This window comes from Weissella uvarum (assembly GCF_016908785.1).
GTDB lineage: Bacteria > Bacillota > Bacilli > Lactobacillales > Lactobacillaceae > Weissella > Weissella uvarum.
This window is the reverse complement of the sequence record NZ_JAFBEO010000010.1, coordinates 1-20,740: the sequence shown is the minus strand read 5'-3', so window position 1 is coordinate 20,740 and position 20,740 is coordinate 1. Positions and strand designations below refer to the sequence as shown.

The following is a 20,740-nucleotide window of genomic DNA, read 5'->3' as shown; positions in this document are numbered from 1 at the left end:
ACAGCTTCACGGGACAAACGAAAGGAGTTTGTAATGAGTTCAGAAAACACAACTTTATTTAATTTGAATTTTAATGAGGATCATGATGTGCGTAAGATGCTGGAGACAGTGTATGATGCACTTGCAGAAAAGGGATATAACCCAATCAATCAGATTGTTGGATATCTGATTTCTAATGATCCTGCCTATATTCCTCGTGTTAATGATGCACGTAATTTGATTCGTAAGTTTGAACGCGATGAGATTATTGAAGCATTGGTCAAGTACTATTTGGGGAAGTAATGGGTAGAATATTAGGTTTAGACGTTGGTTCAAAAACGGTTGGAATTGCAGTTTCAGACCAATTAGGTTGGACAGCGCAGGGCGTGGAAATCATTCCAATTGATGAAGACAATGAAGAATTTGGATTAGATCGGATGGATGAGCTAGTTAATCAGTATCAACCAACTGGCTTTGTTTTGGGCTTGCCTAAGAACATGAATAATACATCTGGGCCGCGTGTCGATGCTGCGCGGGCATATGGCGATAAGTTAACCGCACGCTATGATTTGCCTGTTGATTTTCAAGATGAACGTTTAACGACAGTAGAAGCTGAACGCATGTTAATCGAAGAGGCTGATACATCACGGAATAAGCGGAAGAAAGTCATTGATAAGCTAGCAGCTGCGCTCATTTTACAAAATTATTTGGATCGTAAAGGTCCATTAGTTAAATAACGGAGGTAATCATCATGGATGACGAACAAGACGTAATTGCATTGACGAATGAAAATGGGGATGAAGAGTTATTTGAAGTACTTTTCACTTTCCACAGTGATGAATATAATAAAGACTACTTGATTGTTTACCCAGCTGGGGCAGACTTTGATCAACCTGTCGACATGTATCCATTTGTATATCACCCTGAAGAAGCTGAAAAGAGCACTGAAGGTGTGGTTGATCAAGTTGAAGATGAAGATGAATTGGCCATGGTTGAAGCTAAGTTGAACGAATTTATCGACGACTTGGAAGAAGCTGAATCAGATAAGAAGTAATCATATAAAAAAGGGTTGCCATTTTGGCAACTTCTTTTTTATATGGGAAACGGAGAAAACAATGGATAATCAAGAAGTCTACATGTTAACGGATGAAGATGGGAATGAACATGCCTTTATTGAGCTTTTCTCTTTTGATTCTGAAGATTTTGGTAAGTCATACATCGTATTAGTCCCACAAGAGGTTGAGGACGAAACAGATATGCCGGTACTGCCATTTAGTTTCAATAAAGATGATGAAGAAGGTGTCTTAAGCCCATTAGAAACGGATGCTGAATTCGACATGGTTGAAGAAGTTATGAACACAATTATGAATGATGATCAATTGTCTTAATGCCAAGAGCCACAAAATATTTGTGGCTCTTTTTTTGTGATTTTATTTAAGAAATGCCGTTCTTTATCTTGATCGAACTTGGTAAAGAAAGGATTTTGTAATGTTAGCAATTTGGATGGAAGTAAAGCGCTTAGCTAAGCAGTATCTTGATGTTAAAATATGTTTCATCATTAGTTTATGTGTTGGATTAGGAATTATTTTAGTACAAAATGCCAACAGTCAAATCATGCAAAAAGGGCCTACCAAACAAGTTCAATCAGTGAAAAGTCCCATACAATCAAAAAAGACTACTACAACACAAACCGTGCATGTGGACGTTAAAGGTGCAGTTTTACATCCAAAGGTTTATTCATTTAGAGAACCTGTTTTAGTGCAAGTAGCCATTGAACAAGCTGGTGGACTACTGAAAACAGCCGATGTACGTCAATTGAATTTAGCTCAAAAATTAGCAGATGGACAAATGATTTACGTACCTAAGCGTGGCGAGAAAATTCCAGTGGGTACGAATGGTGGTCAAGCACAGACTGGTGTTATTAGTAGTGCTCAAAACAATCCTTCAGAAGCGCGTAAATTTGATTTAAACCAAGTGACGGTTCAAGAATTACAAACAATACCGGGGATTGGGCCCAAAAAAGCACAAGATATTGTAAGTTATCGTGATCAGCAAGGGCCGTTCAAAGGTATTGATGATTTAAGACAAGTAGGCGGGTTCGGTGAAAAAACAGTTCAAAAGTTATCGGAATATTTTAACGCATGAGAGGCAGTTTAGCACACTTCGGTATATTTGTGATTGGCCTTAATTTAGTGAGTTACGGTCAAAATTGGTTTGGCCTTTGCTTTTTAGGTTATGGCCTATGTCTAATGGTCTGGTTTAGGAGGCAAAATTGGCGTTGGTGGTTAACGATTAGTTTATGTTTGTTAGCATTTTGGCTGTTTGTGCGTTCTCAAGTCATGGCTCCTTTGCAACATTTGAGTAAAAATGCGGTACAACACACATTGCTTATACATCTTGATCAATGTGATATCAAAAATAATCAGTTAAATGGTATTGCGTATGAGAGTTTGCGACATCAACCAGTTAGAATTTCTGTTCAACATTTGACGTCACAACAAAAGCAATTGATACAGCGGCATTTTGGCTATGTGGAAGTCAGTGGTGCCTTTCAGGTTGAAAAAATCCAAGCGGCTCGAAATTTCTATCAATTCAATCCAGCGCTTTATTGGTATGGGCGTGGTGTTGTTTGTCGTTATCGTACGCAAAGTTTAAAGCAAGTTCAACGACAAAATGTGTCAATTGGCAGTGGAATGTGGTGGCAAGCCTTAATTAAAAACAGTCATCTCGTCGCAGTACATTGGTTTGATGGATTACCCAGTGGCTTAAAAGACTATGCTGAGACACTTATTCTCGGGTATGTCCCAAATCATTTTTTTGACGAACACCAGGGATTACAAAAATTAGGTTTAATTCATTTGTTCAGTATTTCTGGATTTCAAGTCCAACTTTTAATGGTAGGGCTGACATTTATCTGTCGACGTCTGCGCTGGCTAAAAGAACAGCGTCTAATATTTTTGGAAGGGGTTTTAATTGTTTTTTGGTGTTTTGCACAAGAGGCTCAGGGATTAGTACGAGCTGTTGTAGCTGAAAGCTGTGTTAACTTATGTAAAATAAAACAAATTCGCTTAAACCGTTTTGATATATGGGGGATAACAGTCGTACTTAGCTTAAGTATCGTACCAGGTTTACTTTGCCAATTTGGCGGGCAGCTTACGTTTATTCTCAGTTTTGCAGCGTTATGGATACGTCGGTTACCTTCGTGGTTAGTTGTTGTTCATTTCAATTTGGCGATTTTACCTTGGCTTTTATGGCAGACTTTCGAATGGCATCCAGTTAGTTTGCTCGCTAATTTAATATTAGTCCCGATTTTTGCGTATACGATTGTTCCAATCGTCTTAATTGGCTTAGCTTCATATGGAGTGGGATGGTTGTCGTTAACCAATCTGATTGACAAGGGGTTGTTGGCATTTCAAAAAGTGCTCGAACAGATTGCACAGTTACCTGGAAATTGTGTTTTTGGAAAACCACCATTACTATTGATGGGTTTGCTTACAATAATCACTTTTGCCTATTTGATTTGGCATAACCACAAACTATTGATTGGTTTAATTGGAACCTATGCCTTAACAGGATTCATAATTCAAATCCAACAACATTCGCAGGTTGTATTTATTGATGTTGGGCAAGGGGATGCAACGTATCTTAAATTAGCTAATGGTGAGACGATGCTGGTAGATGTGGGGGGACGCTTGTCTTTTGGTCAAAATAAATTGGAGCAGATGACTCAAGCTAGATGGAGTGTTCAGCCGGTAATTAGGTATTTGAAAGCTAATGGCATTCAATCATTGGATTACTTGGTTTTAACGCATAAAGATGTGGATCATATTGGAAATTTGTCAGCTTTTCTAGCTGAATACTGCGTGCGAAAGATGATTGTGCCAGCTGGGATGGAAACATTACCCCAATTAACAGGTCATCGTCATCAACCAGAGATTGTTACGGTCATGGCTCATCAAAATTTGACGAACGGAATTACGGTACTTGCGCCTGACCATATCGGCTCGGGTGAAAATGCGGATTCAATTGCCTTGCATGTGGATTTAAACTGGGCATCAGTGATTTTAACAGGGGATTTGGACCAAGCTGGAGAGCAGCGAATCTTAAAACAGTTTGATTTACCGGCAACGACGATATTAAAATTGGGCCATCACGGATCGAAAACGAGTTCCAGCGCTGCGTTTATTGCTAAACTAAATCCACAAGTTGCAATTGTCTCAGCCGGTGAAAATAACCGTTACGGTCATCCACATGCAGAAGTTATAGAACGCTTAAAGACAAAGCAAGTCCAAATTTATCAGACGCCACAATGCGGCATGCTACGATTTAGAGCAACGGGAAATGGCCACTGGACCTTTGATTTCGCGTTACATCATCAGGATTAGACTTGTTTTTTCGGCGCGAGCATGTGATGATAAGTGATGCGAAAACAAGCTAGGCGAGGTTAAATCATGGCAATCAATTTAAAAGAGTTAAATCAACAAATAGATGCGCAACAGATTGCACCGATTTATCTGATTCAGGGAACTGATCACTATCTATTAGATTTAGTGCGTAAGCGTTTCGTTGATTTAATTGATGAACCTGATCGCGCACTAAATTTGGCTCAATTTGATATGCGCGAAATTGATTTAGCAACGGCTATTGATGATGCTCGCTCGGTGCCATTCTTTGGTGATCGACGGGTTGTATTGATTGAAAATGCTTATTTTCTAACTGGTGAAGTCGCCAAAAGTAAGCCGGAACATCATGTTGAAGAATTGATTGATTACATTAATCAGCCAGAACCACAAACCGTCCTTGTGATTATGGCACCATATGAAAAGCTAGATGGACGTAAAAAAGTAACCAAGCTGTTAAAGGAACGGGCAACATATTTATCATTTGGTGATTTTTCTGAAAAAGATGTGCGACAGATGGTGCAAGATAATCTATCGGCCGAAGGTTATGAAATTACATCAGATGCATTACAAACGTTAATTCAATATACTGATATGTCTGTAGCGGCGATAATGAACGAGTTGGACAAGTTAAAATTATATGCCTTCAATACTAAAAAAATTGATAAAAAGGCAGTCGATCAGCTAGTTACGCGAACTTTGAGTCAAAACGTGTTTGATTTAATTGATGATTTATTAAACCAAAAATTACGTGATGCGGTAGAGTTATATCATGAATTAATTTTAGCTGGTGAAGAACCATTGCGTTTACTTGGTGCAATGGTGGGGCAGTTTCGACTTTTATTACAAGTTAAGGTTTCAAAACAAAGTGAACAAGGGCTGGCAACGGCTTTGAAGGTTCATCCCTATCGAGTTAAGCTTGCTAAAAAGACCGTTCGACGCTACTCATATGATGCACTTGCTAATGCTTTTTTAGGGTTAGCTGAGATGGAAAAAGCACTTAAGTCAACTAGTAAAGATCCTGAAATGTTATTTGAACTCTTCGTATTGCGTTATCAATATGAGACAAAATCATAAATAATGCTTGCATTTGTTTGCTAACTTCGGTAGTATAGACAGGTGCTATTAAGCACACGACCTCATACGATGTCTGGCGGTTCACCGTCGTCTTACGTTGTATGTGGCGACTATAAAATATGAAAGGTGGATATCCAACATGGCTATTTCTGCAGAACGCAAGAATGAAATCATTAAGGAATTCGCACGTCACGAAGGTGATACTGGTTCAGTTGAAGTTCAAGTTGCAGTTTTGACTGCTGACATTAACGAATTAAACGAACACATGTCAGAACACAAGCACGATTACCACTCACAACGTGGTTTGATGAAGAAGATCGGTCACCGTCGTAACTTGTTGCGTTACCTACGTAATAACGACGTTCAACGTTATCGTGAATTGATCCAAAAGCTTGGATTGCGTCGTTAATTTTTATAAATCAACAGCGTACATTTTGACATATATCATCGGAGGAAAAAGCGATGCCAATTATTGAGTCATCAATCCAACGTGCCCGCTTAAACAAAGTTCAACGCGAGCGTAACGTTCAACAACTAAGTGCATACCGTACTGAAGTTAAGAAGTTCCGTAAAGCTGCTGAAGCTGGTGCAGACAATGCTAAGGAATTGTTTGCTAACGCATCATCTGCTATTGATCGCGCTGCATCAAAGGGCTTGATTTCTAAGAACAAGGCTGCTCGTGACAAGTCACGTCTTTCAGCTTTGTTGAACAAGTAATCAACATGCGTTAAAACACCCATCTTGGGTGTTTTTTTATTATTATAAAAACAAAAAGTGGACGTCCAAGTTAACCTGGACGTCCACTTTTTGTTATTTAGTATCGGATACTTTAATAATATTAGCATTGAACTGTGCGGCTGGTAATGCAATGTTACGAAGATGAAGCAGTAATAGAATTAGCCAGAAAAACACAAGGCCGCAGGCTAAAACTTCAAATCCAGTCAAAGATAAATAATCAAAGCGTTGGAAGATGATGTCTGATGCTAACAATAATCCAGCTACTGTATAAGATGTAACCATAAATTCATGGGTGGCGTGTGGTAAAAACCAACGAATACCAACAATCATGAGCAAAACCCATAACACTAATAATTGTGCAATTTGATCATGGGCAACGTGTGTCCAGCCTGGATTGTTAGGAACAGCACCAACACCAGCTAATGTTAGCGCAAGCATTGAGAATAACAATCTTAAAAAGAATAGCCGGCGGTTCTGTGAATAAGTCGCATGAAGCGCGGAAAAAAGATAATCAACGAGCGTCAACATAACTAAACCAGAAAAAATGAGTGTAAAATTGAAATACATGGCATTCTTAGCTTGTTCAGTTCCCAAATAACTGAAATTGTGTTGCCACCAATCAGGACTGCCGTTAGTCATCATCGAGAACAAAATACCACCAAATAATAGTGCAATTAAGGTATAGGTAATGGTTGAAAAGTTGACATCACGACCAGCGGCAATTAAAGCGTAAGTACACATACCAGTAATTAAGCCCACTAGAATCGAGGTGGTGTAAATATCTAATCTTAGGCCAATGAATGCATTTGAGAAAACCTTGAAGAAGAGTGCCAGAAAGGCAAATAGGATAATCATCGAAGCTAGGGTTAGAGTCAGAATGTGGCGCCATTTTAGTTCGACCATTTTATGTTTTCGTTGTTTAAAAAGGGTAATTAAAAATGATACACCGCCAAAAATAACGCCTAAATAAATCGAAGCTTGTGAAATTGATTTTTCCCCGTTTAATGGCACCGTATAAATTTTTTGGATATGAAATGAAATAAAAGCTAGAATGCCAGCAATTACTGAAGTAATTAAAAAGGTCCGAATGGAAGTTCGTTCATTTCGGTTTCCAATCGATTCACCTTGGAGCGTGATGTGCCCATTATTGAAAGTGGCAGTAACGTCTTCATCAGTGTTGATGTGATTTTTTTCAACCACTTCAGCTGGAATTTCAATATAATACTTTGCATGGTCTGCCATGTTTGACTTGCGTACTCCTAACGTCCAATCTACAAATAGCTAAAGCATTAGCTATACAATACATTTTATTATACAAGATAAATGCGTCTAAATAAAATCAAGCAGCAATATCTTTAAAAGAGTTAATTTTTTGTACAGAGATTAATCTGTTGGTCGGTGTGCTGATATGTGATATATTAGTAAATAAGAACATCAGAGTAGGAATGTGACAATTCCTGGAAAGAAAAGAATAGGAAAATTATGAGTACGAAATTAAATATTATGCCTTTTGGTGGCGTTCGTGAAAATGGTAAAAACATGTATGCCGTAACAGTGAACGATGCCATATTTATTTTAGATGCAGGTTTAGAATACCCAGAAAGTGACTTGCTTGGCGTCGATGTAGTAATCCCAGATTTCAGTTACTTAGTTGATAATCGTGACAAAATTGCCGGTGTCTTTTTGACACATGGACATGCTGATGCAATTGGCGCATTACCTTATTTGCTTAGTGAAATTCAAGTGCCTGTTTTTGGATCAGATTTAACAATTGAACTGGCTAAACTAGCAGTGGAAGCTGAACCTAATGCGGCTGGATTTGACGATTACCATGTTGTCCGTGGTAATACAGAAGTTGTGATGAATGATGTGACTGTTTCATTTTTTGAGACAACACACACAATCCCAGAATCATTAGGTATTGTTCTTGAAACGCCAGCTGGCCAAATTGTCTATACAGGTAATTTTAAATTTGATACAACAGCATCGCCATATTATCGAACAGATTTGGCTCGCTTGGCATCAATTGGAAGTAAAAAGGTATTAGCACTCTTAGCTGATGCTGCCGGAACTGCTAATGTTGGTGTTAACGCTCACGAGTCTGAAATTGCGGATTATATTTTAGAAACTTTCCGTGCTAATAAGCAAAGTCGGATTATTGTTGCGGCAGTAGCCTCAAATATTCAACGAATTCAACAAGTGATTGATGCTGCTTATAAAGTAGGGCGCAAAATTGTGTTGTCAGGACATGACTTAGAAAAAATTGTCCGGACAGCATTACGTTTGAAAAAGTTAACGCTACCGGTTCCTGAAAATGAAATGTTTGTTTCACTGAAGAACTTGAATAAGTTGGCACCTGAAGAAACTGTTATTTTGGAAACTGGTCGCATGGGTGAGCCAATTCAACATCTACAGCGGATGGCCCACGGGGATGATCGCAATATTCAAATTGGTGATGGCGATTTGGTCTTTATTGCGACGACGCCATCAACAGCAATGGAAGGTTACGTTGCACGCACACGTGATTTGTTGTTCCGCGCTGGTGCTAAAGTGGTGCAAATTTCAAATGATAAGAAATCATCAGGGCATGCCACGCATGACGATTTCCAACTATTGTTAAATTTGTTGAAGCCTGAAAATGTCATTCCAGTTCAAGGTGAATATCGGATGATGAATGCAGCTCGAAATGCTGCACTTGAAGTCGGATATGATGATGACCATGTCTTTATGTTGAAGAATGGTGATAAGTTGAATGCCCTTGATGATGACACGATGAGCTTAGCTGGTTCAATTCAAGTTAATGATACGATGATTGATGGTTCAGGAGTCGGTGACATTGGTTCGATTGTGCTAAATGATCGACGTATTCTGTCAGAAGATGGGGCCTTTATTGCGGTTGTAACAATTGATCGGAAGAAGAAGAAGGTTGTAGCAAAGCCTAAATTAGATTCACGTGGTTTCGTTTATGTGAAGAACTCTAAGGATTTAATGAATGAAGCGAGTGATTTGGTTGAAAAGACCGTGGCTGATGGTATTAAAAATGCCAAAGAATTCGATTGGTCGAACTTAAAGAACTCAGTGCGTGATGCCCTTGGTAAATTCTTGTACGAGCAGACACGCCGTAAGCCTGTGATTTTACCGGTTATTATGGAAGCTAATCAAAATGGTCGTCGTCGTAAGCGTGGTACTGGAAATAAGGCTAACAATGCTAAGGGTAACAACAGCAATAAGGCCAGCGCAGATAATACGCCTAATAATGATAAAAAGAATCATCATGATAAAAAGGCAAATGATGCCAAAAAGCATCAGGGCAATGGTAAGCCTGCTGATAAAAAGCCAAACCGTAATGGCAAGAAGCGTAATCATTCAAAAAACAAGCCACAGAACAAACCAAATTCTGGGGATGAAGCAGCAAAATAGTCGCAGCGATACGGCTGTAAAATGTTAAAATAACACTATTAGATGTGAGTCTAATAGTGTTTTTTCAATGAAAGGAAAACTGCATGCAAAGCGAAGCCTACCAAAACTTGGTTAATCAAGGACAACAAGCCGAACAAGCGCAAGATGTGGAAGAGGCCATTCTAGCTTATGAACAGGCTTATAGTGAAGAGCAAACATTTGAAGTCAATCAAAAATTGGCAAGTTTGTATCTAAAACATGAACAATATGAGGCAGCTATGCAATTGGTGCGTGAGCAAACGGGGGCATATTTTACTGCCGACGGTCAAGCACAACAAATTTATTTGGCGTGTTGTTTGGCCGCTAATGTTTTTATTGAGGCGCGTCAGCTAGTTGCCCACAATCCAGAACTTCAAGATAAAATACCAGAGATTGAAGCAGCTGAAGCAAAATATCGTACGGAGCAGCAAGCGACACTAAAAGAAAATCAAAAAGCTTTTTATCATTTGAGTGATAATCCAATGGGTTTTCAATCACAAGTGATTAAAGCAGCCATGAAGCTACCTCTAGAAGAGTTTATGTTTTCTGCTAAATCAATCTTGATTGATCCATTTGCGCACCAGCTGACTCGAGTTAGTGTGTTAGAGGAATTGATTAAGCTGCAGATTAATGAAGCAGTGGAGATGAAAAATCTCATTGGTGAGACAGAACAGGTGATTCCAGCTGAAATTTTGCCCTTTGAGCAACAACCTGTCGTTATTGAAATTTTGAATCGATTAGAGCAATCACCATTGGCGAGTGATCCGAGTCAGTTTATTGTTTTAAAACAACAATTTACGCTGTGCTTGATGTTGCTTATGCCAGATTTTAGTGCGGCAATTTCGGATGTGCAGACATGGATGGAACAAACGCTGAAAATGTTTGGTATGGAGTTCATGACGCAACGTGAAGAAACACAAGCGCAACAGGCATGGCGCGAACAATTATCTGAGGCGCTAATGGCGTTGTAGGGTTAGCCAAACATGTTTTTAGAAGATTTTATAGCAAAACATATTTACAAATATGTTGAGGTTTTATATAATAATTTCAGTTTCCCAAGGGTGGCTATAATTTTTAATAATTATAGTTTTATTCCGTTGTGGAATGTAGTATACTTATAAGCAAGCAATATTAGTTAACCATTCAAGGTTAGCTTGCAAAATTAGGAGGATAAGCTTTTGGCTAAAGAAGAATACACTCGTACTAAGCCGCACGTTAATATTGGAACTATCGGTCACGTTGACCACGGTAAGACAACATTAACTGCCGCTATCTCAAAGGTTTTGGCTGACAAGGGATTGGCAAAGCAAGAAGACTTTGCTGCCATTGACGCTGCGCCTGAAGAACGTGAACGTGGAATCACGATTAACACTGCTCATATCGAATATGAGACAGAGAAGCGTCACTATGCGCACATCGACGCCCCAGGTCACGCGGACTACGTTAAGAACATGATCACTGGTGCTGCCCAAATGGACGGTGCTATCTTGGTTGTTGCCGCAACTGATGGTCCTATGCCACAAACTCGTGAGCACATCTTGTTGGCTCGTCAAGTTGGTGTTGACTACATTGTTGTCTTCTTGAACAAGACTGACTTGGTTGACGATGACGAATTGGTTGACTTGGTTGAAATGGAAGTTCGTGAATTGTTGTCAGAGTATGATTTCCCTGGTGACGATATTCCTGTACTTCGTGGTTCAGCTTTGAAGGCCCTTGAAGGTGATGAAGAACAAGTTAAGGTTATCGAAGAATTGATGGACACTGTTGACGAATACATCCCAACACCTGTTCGTGATACTGACAAGCCTTTCTTGATGCCTGTTGAAGACGTCTTCACTATCACTGGTCGTGGAACTGTTGCTTCAGGACGTGTTGACCGTGGAACTATCAACTTGAACGACGATGCTGAAATCGTTGGTTTGAAGGACGAACCACGTAAGACTGTTATCACTGGAATCGAAATGTTCCACAAGTCAATGGACAAGGCTGAAGCTGGTGACAACATCGGTGCTTTGCTACGTGGTGTTGACCGTACTGAAATCGAACGTGGACAAGTTTTGGCTAAGCCAGGTTCAATTCAAACTCACAAGAAGTTCTTGGGTGAAGTTTATGTCTTGACCAAGGAAGAAGGTGGACGTCATACTCCATTCTTCACTAACTACCGTCCACAATTCTACTTCCACACGACAGACGTTACTGGTGTCGTAGAATTGCCAGAAGGTGTTGAAATGGTTATGCCTGGAGATAACGTGACATTCGACGTTGAATTGATCGCTCCAGTTGCCCTTGAAAAGGGATTGAAGTTCACTGTTCGTGAAGGTGGACGTACTGTTGGTGCCGGAACTGTTTCAGAAATCTTGGACTAATAGTAAGTTAACTTTTACATCAGTTTACTGAGATAAAAGTTAAAAAAGCGATGCCATGTATGTGGTGTCGCTTTTTTTGTGTCATAATGCCAGACAACCAAATTAGGAGAGAAATATGCAAGTATACCTAGCTGCACCTTTTTTTAGTGATGAACAAGTTGCCCGAGTTGAAGCAATCGAAAAAGCATTGACTGTTAATGCGACTGTTGATGATTTTTATTCACCACGCTTACACCAAGATACTGAAGCTGAACAATTTAGCGCTGAATGGGCCAAAGAAGTATTTAAACGTGATGTGACTCAAGTGATGCAAGCTGATGTGTTAGTAACTGTTGCCGATTATGTGCATGATGATGCAGACTCTGGAACTGCTTTCGAGCAAGGCATGGCGTATGCGTTAAATAAGCCAGTGGTGATGTTTGAAGAGGTACCATACAAGACAAACTTGATGTTAACAGAGTCATTAACGACTTTTGTTAATCAAGCTAAAACATTGGAAACGCTAGATTTTACTAATTTACCAGAGACCACTTTTGAAGGGGAGCGGCTCTAACCTTAGCACCCGATGACTTTGGGTGAAAAGATTGAAATAAAGCGTGTTTCTGGTATACTTATTACTATGTAATAATGAATTGAAGTCATAATTTATACATGACAATTGGAGGAATGAGAATGGCAAACGCAGTTTTCACATTAGGTGACGGTAACAAGGGAACATTGAGCTTCGATGTTCCAGTTGACGTATACGAAAAAGGAATTGATCAAGCATTTGATGATGTAAAGAAGGACGTTGCAGCACCTGGTTTCCGTAAGGGCCACATGCCAAAGCAAGTCTTCATGCAAATGTACGGTGAAGAATCATTGTACAACGAAGCCTTGAACAAGGTTTTGCCTGAAGTATTTGATGCAGCGGTTGCTGAAGCTGGTATCCAAATGGTTGGTCAACCAAAGATTCAACTTGATGCAATGGAAAAGGGTCAACCTTGGAAGCTTTCTGCTGAAGTTGAACTTGCACCTGAAATTGAATTGGGTGACTACAAGGGGCTAGAAGTTCCTGCAAATGATGCATCAGTATCTGATGAAGATGTTGATAACCAATTGAAGCAATTACAAGACGACCAAGCTGAATTGGTACTTGTTGACGAACCTGCTAAGAATGGTGACACTGTTGTCATCGACTTTGACGGTTCTGTTGATGGTGATCACTTTGATGGTGGTAAGGCTGATAACTACAGTCTTGAACTTGGTTCAGGTTCATTCATTCCTGGCTTTGAAGACCAATTAGTTGGTGCTAAGGCTGGTGATAAGGTTGACGTTAAGGTAAAGTTCCCTGAAGATTACCAAGCATCTGACTTGGCTGGTAAGGAAGCTTTGTTCGAAGTTACTGTCCATGAAGTAAAGTCAAAGGAAACGCCTGAACTAGACGATGAATTTGCTAAGGACGTTGATGAAACAGTTGATTCTCTTGATGACTTGAAGAAGAAGATCAAGGATAACTTGACTGAACAAAAGGAAGCTGCTGCTCGCGATGCTAAGGAAGAAGCTGCAATTAACGCTGCTGTTGATAACGCAACAGTCGTTGGTGGTGAAATTCCTGACTCAATGATTCAAGAAGATGTTGATCGTCAAATGAACCAATTCCTTGCATCAATGCAACAACAAGGTATTACACCTGACTTGTACTTCCAAATCACAAATTCAACTCCTGATGATTTGCGTAAGCAATATGCTGAAGGTGCAGAGCGTCGTGTCAAGACTAATCTTGTTTTGGAAGCCATCGTTAAGGCTGAAGATTTGAAGCCTTCTGAAGAAGACATCTCAAATGAAGTAAAGTCATTGGCAGAACAATACGGTATGGAAGAATCAGCCGTACGTAGTGCTTTGTCAGATGACATGCTTGCACATGATATCGCAATTAAGTCAGTTGTTGATGAAATTGTTGATTCAGCTGTTGAAAAGTAAGCATTTTAAGAAAAACGGATACCGATTGGTATCCGTTTTTTATTGTGTGCCCTATAAAAATAGGCTAGAAGTTTAAGTTTAAGTGAATCTCTGTTATAATATTACTTACGTTTCATAGATGAAAATAAAATAGGAGGTGGAAGCGTGTTTAATTCTACCGATGATACAAATGGTGTTGCTTACTGTTCTTTTTGTGGTAAGTCATCAAATGAAGTTAAAAAATTAATTGCTGGCCCTGGGGTCTACATTTGTAATGAATGTGTTGAGCGAGCTGAGGAAGTATTGAAAGAAGATCGCCAACAAGAAGCTGAAGAACAACAACTTACTTTGAAAGCACCAGCCGAAATTGTAGCTGATTTAGATCAATACGTGGTTGGACAAGAAGATGCTAAAAAAACACTTGCCGTGGCAGTATACAACCATTACAAGCGTGTTAATGCAATGTTGGAAAATGATGGTAAAGAAGACGCCGATGGTGTTGAATTACAAAAGTCAAATATTGCCATGATTGGACCAACTGGTTCAGGTAAAACGTACATTGCACAAAGTTTGGCTCGTATTTTGAATGTACCATTCGCGATTGCTGACGCAACAACTTTGACTGAAGCTGGATATGTTGGTGAAGACGTTGAGAACATTTTACTTAAACTTCTTCAAGCAGCTGATTATGACGTCGACCGTGCTGAAAAGGGAATCATTTATATTGATGAAATTGATAAGATTGCCAAGAAGTCTGAAAATGTTTCAATTACGCGTGATGTCTCTGGGGAAGGTGTACAACAAGCCTTGCTTAAGATGCTAGAAGGTACAATTGCAAATGTGCCACCACAAGGTGGTCGAAAGCACCCTAACCAAGAATTTATTCAAATTGATACTAAGAATATCCTCTTCATTGTGGGTGGAGCCTTTGCTGGAATTGATCAAATTGTTAAGGAACGTGTTGGTGCTAAAGTCGTTGGTTTTGGAACTGACTCAAAATTGGCACAATTTAACGATTCTAAAGAATCAATTATGCAACAGGTGTTGCCTGAAGATTTAATGAGTTTTGGATTGATTCCTGAATTTATTGGCCGTTTGCCAATTCTCACGGCTTTGAATGAGCTAAGTGAAGATGATTTGGTTCGTATCTTAACTGAGCCAAAAAATGCCTTGGTTAAGCAATATCAAGAATTGCTCCGCTTGGAAGGTGTTGAATTAGAGTTTACACCAGAAGCGTTGCAAGCAATGGCACACTTGGCGATTGAACGTGAAACTGGTGCACGTGGTTTACGTTCAATTATTGAAGAAACTATGCGTGATATTATGTATGAATTGCCATCACATGATGATATTAAAGAAGTGATTATTGATGCGGATACTGTTAATCATCACACAGCACCCGAACTAGTAAAGAAGTAGGTGTGTACATGGAAGTTCATAACGTTGATTTAACAATCTCAGCTGTGCGGCCAGCACAATACCCAAGTGATGGGTTACCAGAAATTGCGTTGGTTGGTCGTTCAAACGTTGGGAAATCATCACTGACGAATACATTGATTAATCGAAAGGCGTTTGCACGAACATCTTCGCAACCAGGAAAAACGCAAACCTTAAACTTTTATCGGGTTGAAGATCAGGTTTATTTCGTGGATGTACCTGGTTATGGTTATGCCAAGGTATCACGTAAAGAACGTGAAAAGTGGGGTGAGATGATTGAGACGTATTTGTCTCAGCGTGAAGAATTACGTGGAGTCATTTCATTAGTTGATGCTCGGCATGCACCATCTGAAGATGATATCAATATGTACAACTGGTTATTGTATTACGATATTCCAGTATTAGTGGTTGCAACGAAGGCTGACAAAATTGCCCGTGGAAAATGGAATAAGGCTGAATCGGTCATTAAACGTGACCTTGATTTTGATCCAGAAGTTTCAGATTTTCAAATGTTTTCTTCAGAAACAAAAGCTGGTAAAGATGAAGTTTGGAATTGGATTGAAGCTCACATGGCATAATTGTATGTGGTAAATGATAAGCACTTGAGGCACAATTCCGTCTTAGGTGCTTTTTTTGAAATTAAGAAAGGAAGAAAAATGGCTGAAGCAGAAAAATGGCGCTATCGTGGTAAGATTGGTAACCACGACGTCGTGATTACAAGTAATAAGGATGATGCTCACATGGATGCGGTCTTTGAAATTGCTAATCAACAATTAGCGCAACTACATCAAGCTAATGCATCACTAAAGTTTGAGGATCAGTTAATTTTATTGGCAGTTAATGCGATTTCTGATCAATTGGATATGCAAACTAAATTGGACGAAGGAAAAGAAGCATGAATACGTTAAGTGTGCTGGTCATTCTCGCCCTTTTATTGGCCTTTTACCGGGGACAGACATATGGACTAGCACGGAGCTTTATTCGTTTTGGCGGACGCCTGCTTGTTTTGGCCTTAGCGACTATCTATAGTCGTCCTTGTGGCGCATGGCTCTATCAAAATTTGATTAGTCACGTAAGTAGTGGGTGGCTTGCTTCGGCCGGAAACAATGCTGCGGTGAGTGATCGGGTTCAGTTTATTTCGGCAGGGATTGCCTTTGGATTGATTACGATGATTGGTTTTATGATTGTTAGACGGGTTGAAAAATCTGTTCGTTTCATCAATCGAATGCCAATTTTAGGCTCGCTTAACCGACTTGGCGGTGGTGTCGTTTATTTAATATTGGTTTATGTTGAACTATTCTTCTTGTTTATTTTCACACAAGCCTTACCAATTCCTTGGTATCATGACCAGATTGCCAATTCGAGTCTCGTTCAGTGGATGATTGAACAGACACCGTATCTATCCTCACAACTTTTACAAATGTGGCAAACTAGCCTGAGAGGAGGCACTAAGTGAATAAGAAAATATTAGATACACTTGAGTATCAAGCAGTTAAGGATCAAATCAAACCTTATTTAACAACTGATAGCGGGTTAAAAGAATTACAAAATCTAACCCCTTCTGATGATAAACAAACAATTAAGCAAGAGCTTGCTGAAACGGCTGATGCATCGAAAATTTTAAGATGGGAAGGTGGTTTATCCATTCCCAAACTTGCTGATGTTACAGAACATATGAAGCGCGTTAAAATTGATGCGGCTTTAAGTGGAACTGAATTAGCCCAGGTTGGTCGCGTATTGTTTACAACTAGTCAGGTAAGCTTATTCTTTGAGAATTTAATTGCGGATCGTGAAGATCCTATGACGGCGCTAGCACCATACTATCAACGTTTGGTCACGATGCCAGAGCTTACAAAGAAAATTAACGTATCCATTGATAGTGATGGGCGGGTGACCGACGAGGCTTCTCCTGAATTACATCGGACACGACAAAGCATTACTTCAACTGAAAATGCGATTCGCCAAAAGATGCAGGATTATACACGTGGAAAAACGGCTCAATACTTATCTGATGCCATTGTTACAATGCGTAATGATCGTTATGTGATTCCGGTGAAAGCTGAATATCGGAGTAAGTTTGGTGGTGTTGTCCATGATCAATCACAAACTGGGCAGACTTTGTATGTTGAACCAGCAGATGTTGTTGATATGAATAATCGTTTGCGTGAGCTAATTGTTAAGGAACGGCATCAAGAAGCGCAAATTTTTCAAGATTTATCAGCTTTACTTAAACCGGTGGCAGATGATATTCAAAAAAATGCGCAAGTGCTAGGACATTTGGATTTTGTCAATGCCAAAGCACGCTATGCCGTAGCTATTCGTGCGACCGAGCCAGAAGTGAGTGATGAAAATCATGTTCGTTTTCTCCAAGCACGTCATCCATTATTGGATCAAGAGAAGGCAGTGCCAAATGACATTATTATTGGGGAAGATTACCAATCAATCATTATCACTGGACCTAACACTGGTGGTAAAACTATTACTTTGAAGACATTGGGACTTCTACAATTAATGGCTCAATCAGGTCTATTTTTACCAACTGCCGAACATACAACTGTTGGAGTTTTCAAAAATATCTTTGCTGATATTGGCGATGAACAGTCGATTGAACAATCATTATCAACATTTAGTTCACATATGGTGAATATTGTCGATATTTTAGATCAAATCGATCAGGACTCATTGGTGCTATTTGACGAATTAGGTGCAGGAACTGATCCACAAGAGGGAGCTGCCCTTGCGATGGCCATTCTTGATGCTGTTGGTGAAACGGGTGCTTATTCATTAGCGACAACACATTATCCTGAATTGAAGGTTTATGGTTTTAATCGCACAGATACTATTAATGCTTCAATGGAGTTTGACGTTGAGTCACTAAAGCCAACTTACAAGTTTTTGATTGGTATCCCAGGTCGTTCGAATGCTTTAGAAATTTCAAAGCGTCTTGGCTTAAGTCAGAATATTATTGATAATGCTGCAAATATGGCCAATGATGAGTCGCAAGAGTTAAATGATATGATTGCAGACTTGGTTGAACGACGTAATGCAGTTCTTGACCAACAAGTTCAGCTATCAAATCAAATTGTTGAGAACCGTCAGCTAAAGAATGAATATGAACAGAAGCTTGAGAAGTTAGACACTCAGAAAGCAAAAATGCTCGAGGATGCTAAGAAAGAAGCTAATCATATTGTGGCTGATTCTAAAAAGAAAGCTGATCGGATTATTAGCGATTTGCGCAAGATGCAACGAGATGGTGTTCAAGTTAAAGAAAATAAGCTGATGGATGCCAAGGGTGAATTGAATGCCATGGAGCAGAAACCATCTGCAGAAAATAATCGTGTACTTAAGCGCGCTAAGCAAGCTAAACATGAAGATATTGAAGCGGGTGACACAGTCTTAGTGAACGAATATGGACAACAAGGAACTGTGTTGCGGAAGCTAAAAAATAATCAATATGAAGTACAAATGGGGATTTTGAAGATGGTGTTGTCTGATGATGAGTTGACTAAGCAGCAACAAGAGCCGCAAGGTAAAGGACAACATAATTCTGGAAAACAGAAGGTTAAGAAGCGTAAGGAAAATGTTTCTACGAACCAAGCTCAAAATCGCATGCATGCTTCAAGCCAATTAGATTTACGTGGTAAGCGTTATGATGAAGCAATGGCTGAATTAGACCGCTTTATTGACCAAGCGATGCTGAACAATCTATCATCTGTCGAAATTATCCATGGTAAAGGTACTGGTGCTATTCGGAAGGGTGTGCAAGAATACCTACGCTCACATCGAGGCATTAAAGACTTTAAGTTCACCGGGCCTGATCAAGGGGCAACTTACGTTGAATTTGGGTAATGATAAAAAAGCGTTTCTTAAAAGGAACGCTTTTTTTTGTATAACAAAGACTGACTGGTTGGATGTTTTATGGTTTGTATAATTTCAGCATCGTATATTCAATAGTGTAAAGTTGAAGTAATTTTTTAAGATGATTTTGAGTTATTGTTTGATTAAGGGAGAATTGAAATGTTACTTGATGCGCATTGTCATAATGATCAAGCAGGATTGTTAGAGTTTCAAAAACAAAATGGCATTCAGGCAATTATTAATTGTGAGAATAGAGCTGAATGGCAAAAAAATCAAACTTGGGTAAAAAAACATGAGCAGAGCAATAATACTGACGATAATGATTTGTTATCATTTGGGATTCATCCATGGAAAGTGAATGATGTTGATTTCAAGGAGATGCAACCTTTATTGAAACAAGCTCAAATAATTGGTGAAATTGGATTAGACACGGTGTGGACATCAATTCCACTAGAACAACAGTTGCAGGTCTTTAAGCAACAACTTACTTTCGCATTTGAGACTCAAAAACCGGTTATTATTCATACTAAAGGCACTGAGCCGCTTATGTTAGATTTGATTAAGGCATATCCGAACATGCACTTCATGGTACATTGGTATTCTGACTTGAATTATATTGACGAATATATTCAAGCCGGTTGTTGGTTTTCGATAGGTGTTGATTTATTAGAAAGTGAAGTTAGTATGTCCTTGGTACATAAAGCGCCTATTGAGAAACTTTTTATTGAGAGTGACGGCATGGAGAGTATCAAGTGGGCTTTTGATGATGAGCAAGTTCAGTTTAAACAATATCAAGCTCTATTGGAAAGAAATCTACAAGCTATTGCGGATATAAAGCAAATATCAATTAATAAACTTGAAAAAATCATGAGTGCTAACTTATGCGATTTTATCAATGTCTAGGATGATATCCAAATTTTAGAAGTGGTTATTGGGTGTTGATAATTGTTTTATAGCTCTTTAACTAGAATTTGAAATGTGTTATACTTATTTTAAGTAAATGGAAAGAGGTGGTCATATGGCAGTTACAGATATTCAAGACGCTGAGTTTGATCAAAAGACAAACACTGGTGTAGACTTGGTTGATTTCTGGGCAACTTGGTGTGGTCCTTGTAAGATGCAATCACCTGTGATTGAACAAGTATCAGAAACTCGTGATGATGTTAATTTCTATAAGATGGATGTAGATGCAAATCCACAAACCGCACAAGAAATTGGTATTTTGGCGATTCCAACCCTTTTGATTAAAAAGGATGGCGAAGTTGTTGATCGTATCACTGGTTACACACCCGCTGATGAATTAAACAAGATTTTGGATAAGTACACTAAATAATTACGAAAACATCCTCTGGAAATTGGAGGATGTTTTTTTATTTTTTTGAGAATCATTGTTGACTTTTAAACGATTAACCTGTATTATTTATCAAGTTGGTTGCGAAAGAAAAGCAACAACGATGTAGATCATTGAAAACTGAATATCGTTTCGATATTAACAAATGTGTAGGG

The 20,740-nt window shown here is 39.1% G+C and carries 22 protein-coding genes; 21 read left to right on the top strand and 1 reads right to left on the bottom strand.

The window, feature by feature from the left end; genetic code table 11:
- Positions 1 to 33: 33 nt before the first annotated feature.
- The 9 genes from JOC36_RS08510 to rpsT all read left to right on the top strand — a co-directional run bounded on the left by JOC36_RS08510 (position 34) and on the right by rpsT (position 6,173).
- Positions 34 to 282 carry an IreB family regulatory phosphoprotein gene (locus JOC36_RS08510; protein ID WP_205146070.1) on the top strand — a complete coding sequence of 83 codons (249 nt, stop codon included), beginning with the start codon at positions 34 to 36 and terminating at the stop codon, positions 280 to 282.
- Positions 282 to 716, top strand: coding sequence for a Holliday junction resolvase RuvX (ruvX, locus tag JOC36_RS08505; RefSeq protein WP_205146069.1), 435 nt, complete (start codon positions 282 to 284; stop codon positions 714 to 716). Before JOC36_RS08510 ends, ruvX begins: the two co-directional genes overlap by 1 nt.
- Before the next feature lie 14 nt (positions 717 to 730).
- On the top strand, positions 731 to 1,033 hold the full coding sequence (locus JOC36_RS08500; RefSeq protein WP_205146068.1) for a DUF1292 domain-containing protein: 303 nt from the start codon (positions 731 to 733) through the stop codon (positions 1,031 to 1,033).
- A 61-nt stretch (positions 1,034 to 1,094) separates the two neighbouring features.
- A complete protein-coding gene (locus JOC36_RS08495; protein WP_205146067.1) occupies positions 1,095 to 1,367 on the top strand; it encodes a DUF1292 domain-containing protein in 273 nt (90 codons plus the stop codon).
- Positions 1,368 to 1,467: 100 nt separating this feature from the next.
- Positions 1,468 to 2,124, top strand: coding sequence for a ComEA family DNA-binding protein (locus JOC36_RS08490; protein WP_205146066.1), 657 nt, complete (start codon positions 1,468 to 1,470; stop codon positions 2,122 to 2,124).
- The gene (locus JOC36_RS08485; protein WP_205146065.1) at positions 2,121 to 4,364 is read left to right on the top strand and encodes a DNA internalization-related competence protein ComEC/Rec2; all 2,244 of its coding nucleotides are present in this window, start codon (positions 2,121 to 2,123) and stop codon (positions 4,362 to 4,364) included. Before JOC36_RS08490 ends, JOC36_RS08485 begins: the two co-directional genes overlap by 4 nt.
- Before the next feature lie 66 nt (positions 4,365 to 4,430).
- The gene (holA, locus tag JOC36_RS08480; RefSeq protein WP_205146064.1) at positions 4,431 to 5,456 is read left to right on the top strand and encodes a DNA polymerase III subunit delta; all 1,026 of its coding nucleotides are present in this window, start codon (positions 4,431 to 4,433) and stop codon (positions 5,454 to 5,456) included.
- A gap of 139 nt (positions 5,457 to 5,595) precedes the next feature.
- Positions 5,596 to 5,865, top strand: a complete 270-nt coding sequence (gene rpsO, locus JOC36_RS08475) for a 30S ribosomal protein S15 (protein ID WP_057747200.1) — start codon at positions 5,596 to 5,598, stop codon at positions 5,863 to 5,865.
- A 53-nt stretch (positions 5,866 to 5,918) separates the two neighbouring features.
- Positions 5,919 to 6,173, top strand: a complete 255-nt coding sequence (rpsT, locus tag JOC36_RS08470) for a 30S ribosomal protein S20 (RefSeq protein ID WP_205146063.1) — start codon at positions 5,919 to 5,921, stop codon at positions 6,171 to 6,173.
- Between the two features lie 93 nt (positions 6,174 to 6,266).
- Here rpsT and JOC36_RS08465 read toward each other — a convergent pair whose 3' ends face one another.
- On the bottom strand, positions 6,267 to 7,436 hold the full coding sequence (locus tag JOC36_RS08465) for a DUF998 domain-containing protein (RefSeq protein ID WP_205146062.1): 1,170 nt from the start codon (positions 7,434 to 7,436) through the stop codon (positions 6,267 to 6,269).
- Between the two features lie 240 nt (positions 7,437 to 7,676).
- On the opposite strand from JOC36_RS08465, the gene JOC36_RS08460 reads away from it, so the two are divergent.
- The 12 genes from JOC36_RS08460 to trxA all read left to right on the top strand — a co-directional run bounded on the left by JOC36_RS08460 (position 7,677) and on the right by trxA (position 20,567).
- A complete protein-coding gene (locus tag JOC36_RS08460) occupies positions 7,677 to 9,614 on the top strand; it encodes an RNase J family beta-CASP ribonuclease (protein ID WP_205146061.1) in 1,938 nt (645 codons plus the stop codon).
- Positions 9,615 to 9,697: 83 nt separating this feature from the next.
- Positions 9,698 to 10,603 (top strand): hypothetical protein, encoded by a 906-nt coding sequence (locus JOC36_RS08455; RefSeq protein WP_205146060.1) that lies wholly within the window; start codon positions 9,698 to 9,700, stop codon positions 10,601 to 10,603.
- A 207-nt stretch (positions 10,604 to 10,810) separates the two neighbouring features.
- A complete protein-coding gene (tuf, locus tag JOC36_RS08450; protein WP_205146059.1) occupies positions 10,811 to 11,998 on the top strand; it encodes an elongation factor Tu in 1,188 nt (395 codons plus the stop codon).
- A 115-nt stretch (positions 11,999 to 12,113) separates the two neighbouring features.
- The gene (locus JOC36_RS08445) at positions 12,114 to 12,551 is read left to right on the top strand and encodes a nucleoside 2-deoxyribosyltransferase (RefSeq protein WP_205146058.1); all 438 of its coding nucleotides are present in this window, start codon (positions 12,114 to 12,116) and stop codon (positions 12,549 to 12,551) included.
- A gap of 119 nt (positions 12,552 to 12,670) precedes the next feature.
- The gene (gene tig, locus JOC36_RS08440) at positions 12,671 to 13,960 is read left to right on the top strand and encodes a trigger factor (RefSeq protein WP_205146057.1); all 1,290 of its coding nucleotides are present in this window, start codon (positions 12,671 to 12,673) and stop codon (positions 13,958 to 13,960) included.
- Positions 13,961 to 14,104: 144 nt separating this feature from the next.
- Positions 14,105 to 15,358: an ATP-dependent Clp protease ATP-binding subunit ClpX gene (gene clpX / locus JOC36_RS08435; RefSeq protein ID WP_205146056.1), complete on the top strand. Its 1,254-nt coding sequence runs from the start codon at positions 14,105 to 14,107 to the stop codon at positions 15,356 to 15,358.
- Positions 15,359 to 15,366: 8 nt separating this feature from the next.
- The gene (gene yihA / locus JOC36_RS08430; protein ID WP_205146055.1) at positions 15,367 to 15,954 is read left to right on the top strand and encodes a ribosome biogenesis GTP-binding protein YihA/YsxC; all 588 of its coding nucleotides are present in this window, start codon (positions 15,367 to 15,369) and stop codon (positions 15,952 to 15,954) included.
- A gap of 78 nt (positions 15,955 to 16,032) precedes the next feature.
- Positions 16,033 to 16,275, top strand: a complete 243-nt coding sequence (locus tag JOC36_RS08425) for a cell division protein ZapA (protein WP_205146054.1) — start codon at positions 16,033 to 16,035, stop codon at positions 16,273 to 16,275.
- Positions 16,272 to 16,832 (top strand): CvpA family protein, encoded by a 561-nt coding sequence (locus tag JOC36_RS08420; protein WP_205146053.1) that lies wholly within the window; start codon positions 16,272 to 16,274, stop codon positions 16,830 to 16,832. Before JOC36_RS08425 ends, JOC36_RS08420 begins: the two co-directional genes overlap by 4 nt.
- A complete protein-coding gene (locus tag JOC36_RS08415; RefSeq protein WP_205146052.1) occupies positions 16,829 to 19,225 on the top strand; it encodes an endonuclease MutS2 in 2,397 nt (798 codons plus the stop codon). The genes JOC36_RS08420 and JOC36_RS08415 overlap by 4 nt, the downstream gene beginning before the upstream one ends.
- Positions 19,226 to 19,393: 168 nt before the next feature.
- The gene (locus tag JOC36_RS08410; protein ID WP_205146051.1) at positions 19,394 to 20,137 is read left to right on the top strand and encodes a TatD family hydrolase; all 744 of its coding nucleotides are present in this window, start codon (positions 19,394 to 19,396) and stop codon (positions 20,135 to 20,137) included.
- 115 nt (positions 20,138 to 20,252) lie between these two features.
- On the top strand, positions 20,253 to 20,567 hold the full coding sequence (gene trxA / locus JOC36_RS08405) for a thioredoxin (RefSeq protein ID WP_205146050.1): 315 nt from the start codon (positions 20,253 to 20,255) through the stop codon (positions 20,565 to 20,567).
- Positions 20,568 to 20,740 lie beyond the last annotated feature (173 nt).